Origin of the sequence: Microbacterium sp. NPDC056003 (assembly GCF_042274785.1) — a bacterium.
GTDB lineage: Bacteria > Actinomycetota > Actinomycetes > Actinomycetales > Microbacteriaceae > Microbacterium.
In genome coordinates, this window is record NZ_JBHJXQ010000001.1 from 1,686,794 (window position 1) to 1,700,411 (window position 13,618).

Here is a 13,618-nt window from a genome sequence, read left to right on the forward strand (position 1 = left end):
ACGCGCCCACCGATCTCAGTCTCAGCTCTCGGATACGTAGAGGCTGCGGGACATTCCAAGGTCCACAAGCGCGTCATCGCGCTCCAGGGTGAATCCGTCCCGCTCGGCATCGATGAACGTCGCCAGAGCCGCGAGCTGCTCGAGAGGCCCCGAGATGGCGTCCATGTTGCCACCGGGGGACCCGCCGCCGGAGCGGATCTCATCAAGTGTGGCCCCGTGCGACGCAATGACTTCAGCGACGCGCTTCGCTGCGACATCCCACGCGGTGTCTGTGGGGAACTCGATCACCTCGTTGAGCCACTCGGCGAAGTCAAAGAGGTCGTCAGGAGAGGGTGCATCCCCGACATCGCCGAACTCCGACGCGACATAGTCGTCCCACGACTCGCCGAGGAACTCAGCGACGTATTCCCCCAGTGTTGCCGCCTCTGCCGCTCGACCGAACCGCGCGGCCGCGTCGGCGTCGACGATGATTCCGGCGTAGCCGGCGTACTCTGCCGGGCCGTAGACCAGCCGGCGCGGGCTCTTCTCGTTCGTGCTCATTCCTGCCTCGCATTCGTTCCTCGTGACACTGCTCATTCCACCGCGCGGCTCCGACATCAGTACCATCCCTGTCCTCGCCAGACGTCGCCGAGCACGATCTCTGTTGCTTCGTGCGGCAGCATTCCCCGTTCTCGGACGAGCGTGGGCCACTCCGCCCACTTCTCGGGGATGGGCCACAGCCTCCATCCGTCCCTGGAGTGGACTCCTTCCCCCGCGAACAGCCGCTTGTCCACACGTGCCCACTGGTCCTCGTCGAGACGCTGGAGAGTGAGGGAGAGGACGTACAGGTCCTCCGGTGTGAACCCGGCCGACGAGAGCCCATCGGCGATCTCGCCGAGCGCGGCCCCCCACGCCGCGCCCTCAGCAGCGTTCACGTACTTGCCCGTGCCCGTCCGGGCGACTCCACGCGTTGGAGGGAAGACTTCGAACACCCGCCACCAGCCACGGCGTCCGGCGCCGCCGAAGGGGATGCCCCACCCATCGCCCATCGAGTCTCCGGACCCGAACTCGACGTGGCTCGCGCCGTCCAGTGGACCGTGGGTGTTGTTGACTTCGGATGCCGGGATCTCAGCGCTCATCAGAGTGCTCCTGTCCGGGTGCGGTGCTGCACCCCTTCGGGGCGGCGTCGCGCCCCATCGACTTGCCCGCACGCGGTTGCGCCAGGCCGGTTCTTCCCCTGGGGCACCCCGCTCGATGGAGGAGGGTTGCCGGGCAGCCGGCCAGGTACCGGAAGCTGCCACTCTTGAACCTGAAGCGAACATAGCATGGTGCTCCGACATCGACGGTGGACCGGGTCGTTGCCAGCGCATTTTGGCGCCGGGCAGACAAGTGATGGGATGGCCATGGCGTTCGCACACGCCGATGGACATCCTTGTTGACGATGCAGCTGGGGGGCTCGTGAGCGATCCAGGCATATCCGGGCTTAGCGATCTTCTTGCGATCGGATTGGTGGTCGCTGCTGCGATTGCGGGGCTGATCGCGATGTTGCGGCGCTCGCGGACAACGAACCAGGCGGGAGAAACCAGACCCCGAGCCGACGACGGGGCCCGTCAGCAGGACCAGCGTCCTCGCCAAGCGCCGAACGACGCGGTGCCGCCGTCGGCGCGCGCCGCCACGCAGGCAACGGCAAGTTCGCCCCCGGTCGATGTTTCGCCCGCCGCGCCAACGCACGAGGCACCGCTGCCCAACCCGCAGTCTCGCGTCGTGACCAGAACAACGCCGGGCGTTCGGGTTGATGTCGATCAGGTCTGGCCAGGGAACGAGCGTCCGTGGACGCCTTCGGAGGACGCGGCACTGCTCGTCGCGTACGACCGAGCGGCGCGCTCTGGCACCGTCGTCATGCCAGCGCTCGCGAGGGCGGTCGGCATCGACCAGCTGCAGGTCGCGCGACGCCTCATCAGGTTCACGCTCACTCCTCGCGGCGACTTGGATGACGCGACGGATGCCGTGAACGACGGTGCGCGCTACTCCGCGGCGACACGCAACGAACTCCTGTCGCTTCACGACCTCGGCCTTGATCTCCCGGTCGTCGCATCGCGCTCTGGCCGTACGCAGTTGGCTGCTGGTTGGCAGATCGTGGAGCGACGGCATCCACCCATCCGCGCAGACGTGCGATCTCGCATCGGCCGAGGCCTCGCGGGGATGTCGGAAGTCGCGCTCCTCGCACAGCTTTCGCCCGTGCGTGCCAACGCCCCTGGCGGGTCGCGTGAAGTCGCGGCTCCTGGCGTGACCAGCGACCAGAGGCGTGCGAACCCGGAGTTGCGCCACTCGAGCGCGAGTCGCGCGCCGGCGGTATGTCCGAACTGCTTCCAGGTGCGCTCGGTGTCGGGCGCATGCGGATGCGATTGACTCGGGCGGACGACGGGAGCAGCTCTCTTGCCGGGGCCGCTGCGTGGACGGAATCGCGAGCGGGCAAGGACCGCGCGCGATCTACACGCAGGGTCCTTGCCCGTGTTCCGATCAAGCGGCGTCCGGCTCTTCGTCCCGAGACTCCAGCTCGGCGAACCGCGCCTGCATGGTGGGGTTGCCCTTGGTGAGCTTCTTCACCGTGAGGGCGGTGGCCTTGTCGTTCGCGAGACGAAGGTTGTTCTCCGACCCGAGCAGGCTCTCCTTGACCCGCTGAAGCCGATCGATGGCAGCGTCGATGTCCTTGATCGCCGCTTCGAATTTGCGCTTGGCGAGGTCGTAGTTGCGCCCGAACGCCGACTTGAATTCATCGAGGTCCGACTCGAAGCTCGTGATGTCGATGTTCTGCTTCTTGACCTGCTCGAGCTCGGCCTTCACGAGGATGGTGTCCTGGGCGGCGTTGCGCAGCAGAGCGATGATGGCGAGGAAGAACTGCGGCCGGACGACGAACATCTTCGGGTACTCGTGAGACACGTCCGTGATGCCCGTGTACAGCTCGGAGTCCTCCTCGAGCATCGACACGAGAACGGCGTACTCGCAGCCCTTGTCGTTGCGGTCCTTGTCGAGCTTCGCGAGGAAGTCGGCGTTCTTCTTCTTGGTCGTTGACGCGTCGGCTTCGTTCTTCATCTCGAACATGATCGAGATGTACTCGACTCCGTCGTTGCTGAAATCTCGGAAGACGTAGTCGCCCTTCGTGCCACCCGAGGCGTCGTTGTCCTTGCCGAACGCCGCATTCGGAAATGCGAGCGAACGCGCGCGATTGAACTCGGTCTCACAGTGCTGCTCGAGCGTCTCGCCGAGGAGCTTGACCGAGAGCTTCGCCTTCATGTCCTTGTAGCGTTCGATCAGCTCGTCCTTCAGGGCGAGTTCCTTCGAGTGGGACTCTTTGAGGGCGACTTCGTTGACCTTGTGCTCCGCAGACTGGAGGGCGAGCTGGTTCTTCGTCTCGGTGAGTCTCCGCTCGGCGTCCGACACCGCCTTGGCGACGGCGAGTTCCTCGGCGGTGGCGGCCTTCTCGAGGTCGCCATTCAGGCGCTGGATGTGAGCATCCTTCTCCGCGGCGGCAGCCTGCGCCTCCTGCGCGATCTGTGCGATCGCGAGCGCACGGGCGGATTCGGCACCCTTGAGGTCGGTCCGCAGCCGCTCGATCTCGGCATCCTTCTCGGCGGCGGTCGCCTGTGCGGCCTGGGCCACCTTCGTGACGGCCAGCTCCCGGGCCGAATCCGCGCCGCCGAGGTCGGCCTTCAGCCGCTGGATCTCGGCCTCCCTCTCCGCGATGGCCAGCTGGCCCTGCTGGGTTGCCATGGCCTCAGCGAGCGCGATCTCGGCCAGCTTGGCCTTATCCGCCTCCGCGAGACGCGCGTGGAGCTCCTTCTCGAACTCCGCCGTACGCACCTGATTGACGAGGTTGGCGTAGTCCGCCTCATCCACTGTGAACACCGTTCCGCAGCGGGGGCACTTGATTTCGTTCATGGGTGATTCCTCCCTGTCGAGTGGCTCGCCTCACTGAATGCGAGCGAGCAGATGTCGAGCCAAGACTGTTCAAGTCCCACCCGCGTCCTATGCTTTAGGTGCGCGAGTGATTATGCTTGTAGCATAGCTAAGATGCGCGCAAAGCGCAAGCATCATTATTCAGAGAGCATCATTTCGTCTTGGGCGGCGTCGCGTGCGCGACGCGGTCTCCAGGGCGACGCCATTCGGAGAGCCGACTACGGCGTTGCTAGCATTCGACGCGAACGACCGAAGACGCAGGGGAGCGGCCGGATGCTCGATTCACAGGACGACTTGGCGTATTGGCCATCAGACATCGTTGCTTCGACGCTGGGGAAGGATGTCGCGCGAGTTCTCGTCGTCGGCCCCGCGACGGATGACACAGCCCGATACGTCGAGTCGCTCCTCGGCGCCGAAACGCGGATTGCCCAGGTCCCCTCGGCTGCTCGGAAGCTGCACAACGGCACGTATGCCGTGCTCGACGCTAGCGAGGGTCTCGCTCTGATCGTGGTTCGGGGTGCCAAGGACGCTGCGCCGGCAGCGGCCGGACGCATCGACTACGACCACAGTCACCTTGCCGCTGCGTTCGACGTATACGACGACCACTGGCACACGTCTGGGCAATTCCTCGGGGCGTCGACTTTCACCATCGACGATGTCGTCGAGATCGTTGGCCGGAAGAAGATCGGCCGGGTGGTGAATGTGCGACGCGACGCGTCCGGGCACACGATCACGGTCGACGTCGCCGGAACTCTCCAGAGCTATTCCGAGGCCGACCTTCGCAAGCTAGGCGGCGACCCGCGCAGCCCCGAGTTCTGGCTTGATCAGGAGCCGGCGACGGCTCACGTCATTGCGCGAACCTTGTCGTGGATCAAGTTGAATCATCCGCTGACAGACTTCCTCTACTCGTTTGCCGCGACCCGGACAATCTTCAAGCCCTACCAGTTCCTCCCTGCGTTGAAGATCCTCTCGGGCTCGACGGGACGCATCCTGATTGCGGATGAAGTGGGTCTCGGCAAGACGATTGAGGCGGGACTGATCTGGACTGAGTTGGAGCAACGGTCACCGATCCGACGAGGACTGATCGTCGTGCCGAGCTCACTCACCGTCAAGTGGCAGCGAGAGATGCGCGACCGCTTCATGCGTCCGCTCAAGGTCCTCGGCAAGCCCGAGCTCGCAGAATTCGTCACAGAACTGCGCCAGGGGAGGGACCCGGATCTCGTCGGGATCGTCTCGCTCGAGTCGCTTCGGACGTACCGCGAGATCCTTGAAGAACTGATCACGCTCAGGCCGCGGTTCGATGTGGCCATTGTCGATGAGGCGCACAGCCTTCGGAATCGGAACACGCGGACATCCGTCGTGGGAGACATCCTCTCGGATCAGGCGGACCATTTGCTGCTCCTGACGGCAACGCCGCTGAACCTCGGCTCTCATGACCTGTTCAATCTGATGCACCTTCTCGACGCAGACGCATTCCCTGACGGAGAGGTGTTCGCCGCGCAGCTGGAACCCAACCGCAACTTGAACCGGATCGCGCGCGAGGTCTCCGACCCAGACACGCGCTCGAAGAAGAACGCACTTGCCCTCCTCGACCAGATCCCCGGGATGGCTCACGGAGACGCCCTCAGTCGCCGTTCGGACTTCGCCCGACTGCGCCAGATCCTCGCGGAGTCAGACGGGTTCGACGCCGAGCAGGTGACGTCGGTGAAGCGCCTCGTCGCGGACCTGAACACGCTCGGAAGCGTTCTCAACCGAACGCGGAAGGTCGATGTTCAGGACGAGAAGGCGCTCCGCGTCGTCGACAACATCGAAGTCGAGTGGACCGGCATGGAGAGAGATCTCTACGACGAGATCGAGAGCTTCTACCTCGAGCGCGCACGACGTTCGCGCATGCCACTCGGATTCATCATGCAGATGCCGTTGCGCCAGGCGACGAGCTGTCTGCCCGTGGCACGCGATCGCATGCTCAGGAAGGCGGGCTGGCTCGGTGCAGACGAGAGAGATTCTGAGTACTGGGAGGATGACTCAATTCCGGAGGCCGACGCCGAAGTCCCCGCGACAGAGGCCACAGCAGAGCTTCCGGAGTGGCGGAGCGCTGTCCCCTCACTCAGCCGCGACTCGAAGCTCGAAGCACTTCGCGAGAAGCTCAGGCAGCTGCGCGACTCGAGCGGAAACCAGCCCGCAGGAGTGATGCCCCGCGTGCTGATCTTCTCGTACTTCCGCGGGACGGTGGAGTACCTCACGGAGCAGCTCGGTCGGGAGTTCAGAACTGAGTATCTGCACGGCGGCGTGCCTATGCGGGACCGGGAGGCCGTGATCGAGCGGTTTCGCGGCGGAACCTTCGACATCCTCGTTGCGAACCAAGTCGGGTCTGAGGGCCTCGACTTCCAGTTCTGCAATGTGCTCGTGAACTACGACCTTCCGTGGAATCCGATGCAGGTCGAGCAGCGGATCGGCCGTCTCGACCGAATCCTCCAGCAGAGTCCCAAGATCTTCATCTTCAACATGTCGATCCCCGGCACCATCGAGACTGACATCATCGGCCGGCTGTACAGCCGCATCGATCTGTTCACTGAGTCGATCGGAGACCTCGAGCCGATCATGCGGCAGACGATGCAGGAGATTGAGCGGAATGTTCTGGACGTCACGCTTTCGCCTGAGCAACGCGAGCGTGAACTGGAGCGCCAGGCACAGGCCGTCGCGCGCAACCGGGCGGATGTGAAGAAACTCGAAGAGAACAGCGGGCTTCTCGCATCGATGGGCTCCGTCGAGATCGATGGTCTCACCGATTCCGGCCCCACCTCGGGCCGCTATGTCGGAGCGAGTGAAGTCCGCTCGCTGCTGGAGTTCATCGTTTCGAAGCACGGGGGTCGGATTTCGCGAGAGTCCGGGGGGATTGTCACGATCACGGGCACGCCTGAGCTGACCGTGGCGCTTCGCAGGGCGGTATCCAACGCCACCGCAGGATCCTCGCTCGGCGCTGACCTCTTCTGGCGCCTTCGGGACGGCGATCCGGTGAGGGCGTCGTATCGCCCCGTCGAGCTTCCGGACGTCGACCTCATCAGCGCGCGGCACCCTCTTATCCGTCTGGCGGTCGCGGAGCTTGCCGATGAACCGCTCTCGAGGCCGCAATTCGGCCGGGTTGCGTTGTCGGGCGGTCGGAGGGCGTTCCTCGCGCTGGTGACGCTTGTCGAGGGGACTGGGCTCTCGAACACCCGCGAGCTCTGGGTCACCGCGGTCAACCTTGAGTCGCGCGAACGCGACGAGGCCGTCGAGGAAGGTGTCCTGCGGGCACTCGCCGAGGGTGAACTGGCGGACCCTTCGGCTGAGGACCGGCCCCAGCGGTTGCGCGCGCATCTCGGCGTATTGTCACGGATCGAAGGCGAACGGATCAGTGCAGCCCGCACTGTGCGCGCGGCCGACAACGAAGCCATGGTCGATGCCCGCATACGCTCGCAGGAGCACACGCTCAAGATCAAGATCGACAACGAGAGGCGGATACTTCAGGAAATGGCGGCGAAGCGAAGCGATCACAGGATCGTCCGCCTCCATGAGGGGCGTCTCCGCGGCCTGCAGGCAGAGCTCGACGCCGTCCGACAGGAACTGGAGCCCAAGCGCAACCTGGTCCTCTCGCACAGTCAGGTCGCCGTCCTCGAGGTCTTCGCTTAGCGGTCAGTCCCCGGAGTGGTCGTAGTACCACTCCTTCTGCGCGGTGACCTCGCGGGTGCGCGTAATGTGCACAGCTTCGTTGCCGCGACCCTTGATGACTGGCCAGCGAGCGATGAACCATTCGGAGACACGGCCGAACCCATCACGCAGGTGGACGCGGCCATTTGGCTCGATGCTCATGTGCGCGTCCGGATCTGCTCCGAAGTCGAACGGGATGCCGTCCACGTGCTCGCCATCGATCGTCAGCGGGATGGTCTCCCCGGAAACGGATCGTGCTCGCACGAGTCCCTTCCCATGACGAGGGAGCCGTTGGTCGGCGTCGAAGCGTCGCATGTACTTGACGCTGCCGGTCGACAGCACCTGAAGGCGGTCGTAGAAAGGCGTGTAGGCCTCGTACACAGCGCGCTCGTGCGTCCCTGTCTGATCGGTCCACTCGAGTACGAAGTCGAATCCGGGTCGGTGAAGGTTGAGGCTTTCGTATGCTTCATCGGCTCCGAGGCCGCGGACGATCAACTCTTCGGGGTCGCCGTCACGGTAGATGCGGTCGTGCCCGAACACCTCGCCCAAGAACTCGCCAACGGCCGGGACGTGTGACATGCCTCCGGCAAGCAGCACGTATCCGATGCCGTCCTTGAGGTCGTCCTCATCAAGGCGACGGGCCTGCTCGGGAGTGAGCGTCTGCGCCTCGGTGGAGCCGGCGACTTGGCTCATGAGAGCAGCGCGCGCGACTTCCCACACACGATCCATCGACCGCCTCAACAGCGGCTCGATGGCCTCGGCGACGTCTTCTCGGCGGAGCTCCACGGGTGGGATCGAGATTCGGGGATGCGGAACCACGACGATCGTCTCGTGGAGGGTCGACAGCTGAACCTTGGCTTCGCGAGTGGCGCGCAGCAGCCAGCCCGCCAGATCCGTGCCATGGCCCGGCGCATCGGCGTCGAACCCAGCCTCCGCAAGACGCGTCTTCAAGGTTTCAAGCAGCGTGCGATCGACGAGGTCACCCGCGATCTCGTTACCGTTCGCGGCCTGCACCGCGATGTCTGCGCGGCTCGACAACGCGGCGGCGTTCGCCTTGACGCGCAGGATGGCGATGTCGAGGGTTCCGCCGCCCATGTCGTACACGAGCACCTTGCCGTCGAGTCGATTGCCCTTGGCGAGCTGCCCGTTGATCCACGCGACGCCGGCGGCGATCGGTTCATCGACGAGCGTCGAGTCTCTGACGGGGACGCCGGCGTCGTTCGCGAGTTCGATGAGGCGCTTCCGCTGCGGTCCCGTCCACATCGCGGGGCACCCGAGTCGAACCGTTGCGGATTCGTCCGAGACCGAGACGGCGTTGTAGGCCGCGCGCTGCACGATCTCGCCGAGGATGTCGCGAATGACATCGTCCGCCTTGATGATTGTCGTTCGCGCGCCGTCTGAAAGGGTGACGAGCTCCCGGTTGTCCGTGATCGCTCGCTTGATGGAACGGACGATCGAGGGTTCGTCGAGGTTCGCGGCGTCGTCGCCGACAGACCACGTCGTTCCACTGAGGCCAGCGATGGACGGGATCCACTTGTTGGTCTGGCCGATCGGGAGCGTCTGTGCGCCAAGGGCGGCCGACACCGCCAGAAGCGACGTGGACGTTCCAAAGTCCACCCCAACGATGTCACCCATTGATGAAGTCCCCAGTTCCTGAATCTATTGATCGACCGCGACCAGCGCTTTCACGAGGACTTCCTCAGCGTCCTCGCGAATCCATTTGTACCCGGGCCGTCCGACATGAACGCTTGTGCCGGGGGCGGGTCGCCCGCCTGGCGCGTCGTGCAGCGCGGGATCAAAGGCGAGTTCTTCGCCTGCTGCGCCGATCGGCTCGATTCCCTGAATTCTCACGAGCTGCTGGAGTCGCATGATCAACTGATCCGCGTCCAGTCGGCGCGCTTCGCTTCCGACCGTCGCAAGGATGCGGGCCAGCGCACGGTACGCGTCACGCTCAGCCTGAACGATCACTGCATCGTGGGCGGTCCCCTGCGATTGGACGGCGCCATCCAGCTGCGACTGGAGCTTCTGCGCGCGCTCGGTCGCCTCAATGGCTCGCGCCCGGTGAACGGCGAGTTCGGTCGACGCGGCCTCGACTGCATCCTCGAGTTGAGCAACCTGACCTGACAGTGCCTCGATCTGCTCGCGATTGCCCAAAGCGCGGAGCCATTCCATGACCGAGGCGTCCGCGCCCGCAACGCGGCGAATCGCAGATACCGCCGTATCGGTCGCGACATTCGTGGCGACGGCCCCCGCTGACAGCAGCCGCAGGAGCCGGCTCCTCGTCGAGGCGGCGGCGACTGCTTGCTCGGCGATCTCCGCAATCCGCTCTCGCCACGAGTTCACCCGGGTGAGCCGAGTCGTATCGGCGTCCGAGAGCGCAAGGAGATCGTCGGCACCGATGCCCTCCAACCAGTCCCGGGACGAGGTCGCAGGATCATCGGCCGGCAGTGCGGCGAGCAGTCGGAATCGGCCGCTTTCCGACGAGAGGGGCAGCCGTGACAGCGGCTCCTTCAGCGCAGCGACCGATTCCACGGGTTCGCGGCGTTCTCGAACGGCAAACGCCATCGCCTGAGCGAGCCCATCCGCCGCAGGTGCGCAGGCAGGACCGCCTTCGGCAAGCAGGGACAGCACCGGGCCAGCCTTGAGGATGTCCGCAGACGGTGCGACTGCCGGCCCGGACGCGTCCGACTGAGCGCGTCGACCAGTCAGACCGTCGACCGCCCGCGCATACTGCGGGAGCACGACCTGAAGCTCCTTCGGCGATAGCGCGCGGACTTGCCGGGTCAGCGCGTTCAGGCGCTTGACGCTCTCTGCGTCAGCGGTCCACTCGGCGAGGAGATCTCGAGACAGCACGTCCCGGGTGAGGAGCAGCGACGTGCACGCCCTGCGACGATCGCCCGCGTCCAGCTTGCCGAGTGCGGCGCGAACCGACTGAGCGGAGAGTGTCAGAGGTCGCAGCTGTTCGGCGGGCTGATCGAAGAGTGAATTGGCCAGGTCGCTCGCAACGCTTCCGCCGAAGACGAGTTCAGCGGCAAAGGCGTCGAGCGGGCTCACATCCGTCGACCGCAACTCTCGCAGGAGACCTTCGCGCGCGTCTCCGTCGGTAGTCACCTTCTTGAGCTCCGCAAGCACATCGGATGCAGCGCGAGACGTACGGGCGGGAACGGTCTCCGGAGCCGCGGGATGCTCTGATGTGTCGTCCGTGCCTGACGTACGCCGTTTGCGGGAGCGTTTCCGTGTGGGCTTGGTCTCGGTCGCGGCGGACTCGTCGCTCGACTCATCGTCGGCAGGCGAATCGGCCGTCGGCGCCGACGTGCCCGTCAAAGGAACCGACGCCGCGTCGGGGTCGTCCTTGCGGTCAGCGTCCGCATCGTGGGCGTCATCGGCGCCGCGCTGCTCCGCGGCAGGTGCCACCGCAGTGACTTCTGGGTCGCCTGCCTGGTTCGGACTCGCGTCGTCGTTCAGGACGTGACCCCAACGGTCCTGCCAATCCGCCGGGAGAAGAGAGGGGACCTCAAAGTCGGGGCCGAGACGCAGTTTCGTCACGGGTCCGGACCCGACACCGATTCGCTTCCGCAGGCGGCCGCGCAGCCGATCCCATCGCTTCTGATCGATCGCGCCGCGCGGGAGCAGGTCCGTCGCTTTCTTGCGAAGGTCGGCCCACTCAACCGAGTTCGGCTGCTCGGCGAGCATCGCTACGAGCACTTCGGTGGCTGATTCGTCCTGCGACCACAGCTCCTGCCACAGCTCAGGCAGAACGTGCTGGATGAATCGCGAGCTTCCGAGCGGCGCTTGAAGAAACTCGCCCGAGACGACGGTCTCGGTCGATCCGTCCTCCCATCGCACGTCGAGGGACTTGCCGGGCTTCGACAGGAGTCTGCCGACGCGAGACGGATCGCGACGGGCGAAGACGACGAGCGGCTTGTCAGACACGGATCGAGTCTACGATTCCGCCGTCTTCAGGGAATCTGCGAGAGTGGAGTCCTGATGCGCCAGCTATTCGTCTTCGAGACCGTCGACGTCGACGGCCGTGTTGGCGAGGTCGCTTGCATGACGTCAAGCGAGGCCGACGCGCGGGCAATGCTTCGGGCTGAGGGATATGACGGTGCACTCCTCGGTGCAGCGCCGCTCGGGGGAGTCCTCCAACTCGCCGGATCGTCGAGTGCGCCGCCGGCTGACGACGGCGGCCGCGGCGATGAGCCTGCGATCGTCGTCGGCCCTGCAATCCCAGAGCAAGCCGTGCCTGCGCCTTCAGCGGAGCCGGGCGACAGCCCCGGTGTCGCCGCGGCAGCAACGCCAGGCGAGTCAGATTCCGCGGCCGAGCGTGCGGTGGGGCGGCTCGAGTCGACAGCCGCACTCGACGCGGTAGCGCGTGATTATGCGCTTGTCAGTCTGTACATGGCCGGGTTGGACGTCGCCTCAATCGCACGCGCGGTCACCGTCACTCCGAGGATTGCGGCTCACCGGATCGGCTTCCACCTGCTCGGAGTCCCCGACGATGGCGTGGATGCCGCCAACGAGAGCACGATGGTGCTCGAACCTGACGCCGCGTTCGACGCGGTCGACGAAATGTACCTGAACGGAATGTCGGTCTTCGAGATCAGCGAAGCGATCGCGCGGCCGACGTCAGACGTTGTCTGGGCGCTTCTCGATGCGCCCGCGCGAGTCGTCGCAGTCACCCGCGCCGTCCTCCAGGCGCTGCGCTCCGATCTTGAGGTGCTCAAGGGTGCCGCCGCAGCGGCCAAATAGACGCCCCCATCGGTCGCTTGGCCCGGTCAGGCCGGCACGGGCCGCGATGCCCTCCGAAGCGCCGTGAGCCAGGCGCCGTAGAAGTTGCGGATTGAGGCCGGCGAAGGGCGGCGGATGCCGTCCGCAGCCTGCTCCTTGACCCACGCGTCGTAGTTCGCGAACGTCTGCTCGGTGCCCGACGCCGTGGCGTCGGCGATGAAGTCGACGATCGACTGCGCGTAGTCCTCCTCGGTGAATGTGAGGAGCCCCTTCTGGCGGCCCTTCTTCGCCGTGGCGAGGCCCATCGACTCGAGGGCATCGTTCCAACCGTCGTAGCGCTTCTGGATCGTCTGACGGGTAGGCGGCCACGGCTTCGCCCCCTTGGCCGACTTCAGGCCCATCGCGTCGAGCAGCTCGCCGCGCAATTCGTTGTAGCGGGCGCCGGTGATCGTGAGCGTTCGATCTTCCAGAGCAGCGCGCTGAGCGGCGCCGATGATCCCCAGGATCGTCGAGAGCTCGTCAGGTGTGACGGATGCTTCGACCAGGTGCGTGCCGAGCTCGTCGAGCAGATCCTGCGGGAGGTACACGGCGGCCCACGCGGGATCGGGCTTCAGGCGAAGCTCGGAGCCGAGCAGGAACCAGACTCCTGCTTCGAGGGCGACGTTGGAGAAGATGTCGACATCGTTGTTCTGGTCGAACAGGATGCCCGAAGCCTTGAGGGCGTCCTCGGCCACATCGACATCGATGTCGGGATAGAGCACCTTGATGCGTGAGATTGCCTCGGGCCGAGTGAACCCCTCATGCGCCAGCTCGGATGCGATCTCGGCGAAGGACGCGAGGAACACCTCGCGTGCCTGCGTGACCACCGCTTCCTTCGCGGCCTGCCGGGCGGCGCGGGATGCCTCGGCATCTGCGCCGCCGTGCTTCACGACGATCTGACGCACGCCCTCGCGAGTAAGGCCGACGTCGGCGGCGATCTCTTGCAGTGTTGCGCCGTCGGCGTAACGGTCGAGGATGCGCGCGTTGCGCTCGCTGAGGGGGGCTGTGGTGTTCATCGTGTGCGGCTCTCAGGTCAGACGTTCGGGGCGTGGGACTCACCATAGACTATGCGCTTAGCAAAATTCTACTTGTGCATTCAGCGACTGCTGTGCCATGCTCAACGTGTCGGGCCGAAACGCGCGGCGGAAGCAACACCTGGCCTCTCCGGACGGAGGGGCGTCACACACTCAAGAAACCCGGCAGGGCTTCTGGAGGGTCATCAGCGACC

At 65.3% G+C, this 13,618-nt stretch carries 9 protein-coding genes and 1 riboswitch; of the genes, 3 read left to right on the top strand and 6 right to left on the bottom strand.

What is annotated here, in order from left to right; genetic code table 11:
• Positions 1–21 precede the first annotated feature (21 nt).
• Entirely contained in the window at positions 22–597 is a 576-nt protein-coding gene (locus tag ACFC1W_RS07790) for a hypothetical protein (protein ID WP_375990643.1), read from the bottom strand.
• Positions 597–1,118: a hypothetical protein gene (locus ACFC1W_RS07795; RefSeq protein WP_375990646.1), complete on the bottom strand. Its 522-nt coding sequence runs from the start codon at positions 1,116–1,118 to the stop codon at positions 597–599. Before ACFC1W_RS07795 ends, ACFC1W_RS07790 begins: the two co-directional genes overlap by 1 nt.
• Positions 1,119–1,171: 53 nt before the next feature.
• Positions 1,172–1,288: riboswitch (SAM riboswitch) on the bottom strand.
• Between the two features lie 113 nt (positions 1,289–1,401).
• Between ACFC1W_RS07795 and ACFC1W_RS07800 the strand changes: the two genes are divergently transcribed.
• Positions 1,402–2,388 carry a hypothetical protein gene (locus ACFC1W_RS07800; protein ID WP_375990649.1) on the top strand — a complete coding sequence of 329 codons (987 nt, stop codon included), beginning with the start codon at positions 1,402–1,404 and terminating at the stop codon, positions 2,386–2,388.
• Positions 2,389–2,499: 111 nt separating this feature from the next.
• Here the strand turns inward: ACFC1W_RS07800 and ACFC1W_RS07805 are convergent, their stop codons facing one another.
• On the bottom strand, positions 2,500–3,918 hold the full coding sequence (locus ACFC1W_RS07805; RefSeq protein ID WP_375990652.1) for a DUF2130 domain-containing protein: 1,419 nt from the start codon (positions 3,916–3,918) through the stop codon (positions 2,500–2,502).
• 291 nt (positions 3,919–4,209) lie between these two features.
• Between ACFC1W_RS07805 and ACFC1W_RS07810 the strand changes: the two genes are divergently transcribed.
• A complete protein-coding gene (locus tag ACFC1W_RS07810; RefSeq protein WP_375990654.1) occupies positions 4,210–7,605 on the top strand; it encodes a helicase-related protein in 3,396 nt (1,131 codons plus the stop codon).
• Between the two features lie 3 nt (positions 7,606–7,608).
• Here the strand turns inward: ACFC1W_RS07810 and ACFC1W_RS07815 are convergent, their stop codons facing one another.
• Together ACFC1W_RS07815 and ACFC1W_RS07820 are read right to left on the bottom strand one after the other, a co-directional pair.
• Entirely contained in the window at positions 7,609–9,258 is a 1,650-nt protein-coding gene (locus ACFC1W_RS07815; protein WP_375990657.1) for an Hsp70 family protein, read from the bottom strand.
• Between the two features lie 24 nt (positions 9,259–9,282).
• Positions 9,283–11,556, bottom strand: a complete 2,274-nt coding sequence (locus ACFC1W_RS07820) for a hypothetical protein (protein ID WP_375990659.1) — start codon at positions 11,554–11,556, stop codon at positions 9,283–9,285.
• Positions 11,557–11,952: 396 nt separating this feature from the next.
• Here ACFC1W_RS07820 and ACFC1W_RS07825 point away from each other — a divergent pair, with 396 nt between their 5' ends.
• Positions 11,953–12,372, top strand: a complete 420-nt coding sequence (locus ACFC1W_RS07825) for a hypothetical protein (RefSeq protein ID WP_375990661.1) — start codon at positions 11,953–11,955, stop codon at positions 12,370–12,372.
• A gap of 26 nt (positions 12,373–12,398) precedes the next feature.
• Here the strand turns inward: ACFC1W_RS07825 and ACFC1W_RS07830 are convergent, their stop codons facing one another.
• Entirely contained in the window at positions 12,399–13,406 is a 1,008-nt protein-coding gene (locus ACFC1W_RS07830) for a sigma factor-like helix-turn-helix DNA-binding protein (protein WP_375990664.1), read from the bottom strand.
• Between the last annotated feature and the right edge of the window lie 212 nt (positions 13,407–13,618).

What these genes read in the sequence shown, in the direction of transcription:
- ACFC1W_RS07810 (WP_375990654.1), top strand. Translation starts at nt 4,210, where the DNA reads ATGCTCGATTCACAGGACGACTTGGCGTATTGGCCATCAGACATCGTT.
- ACFC1W_RS07800 (WP_375990649.1), top strand. Translation starts at nt 1,402, where the DNA reads ATGGACATCCTTGTTGACGATGCAGCTGGGGGGCTCGTGAGCGATCCA.
- ACFC1W_RS07795 (WP_375990646.1), bottom strand. Translation starts at nt 1,118, where the DNA reads ATGAGCGCTGAGATCCCGGCATCCGAAGTCAACAACACCCACGGTCCA.
- ACFC1W_RS07790 (WP_375990643.1), bottom strand. Translation starts at nt 597, where the DNA reads ATGTCGGAGCCGCGCGGTGGAATGAGCAGTGTCACGAGGAACGAATGC.
- ACFC1W_RS07830 (WP_375990664.1), bottom strand. Translation starts at nt 13,406, where the DNA reads ATGAACACCACAGCCCCCCTCAGCGAGCGCAACGCGCGCATCCTCGAC.
- ACFC1W_RS07805 (WP_375990652.1), bottom strand. Translation starts at nt 3,918, where the DNA reads ATGAACGAAATCAAGTGCCCCCGCTGCGGAACGGTGTTCACAGTGGAT.
- ACFC1W_RS07815 (WP_375990657.1), bottom strand. Translation starts at nt 9,258, where the DNA reads ATGGGTGACATCGTTGGGGTGGACTTTGGAACGTCCACGTCGCTTCTG.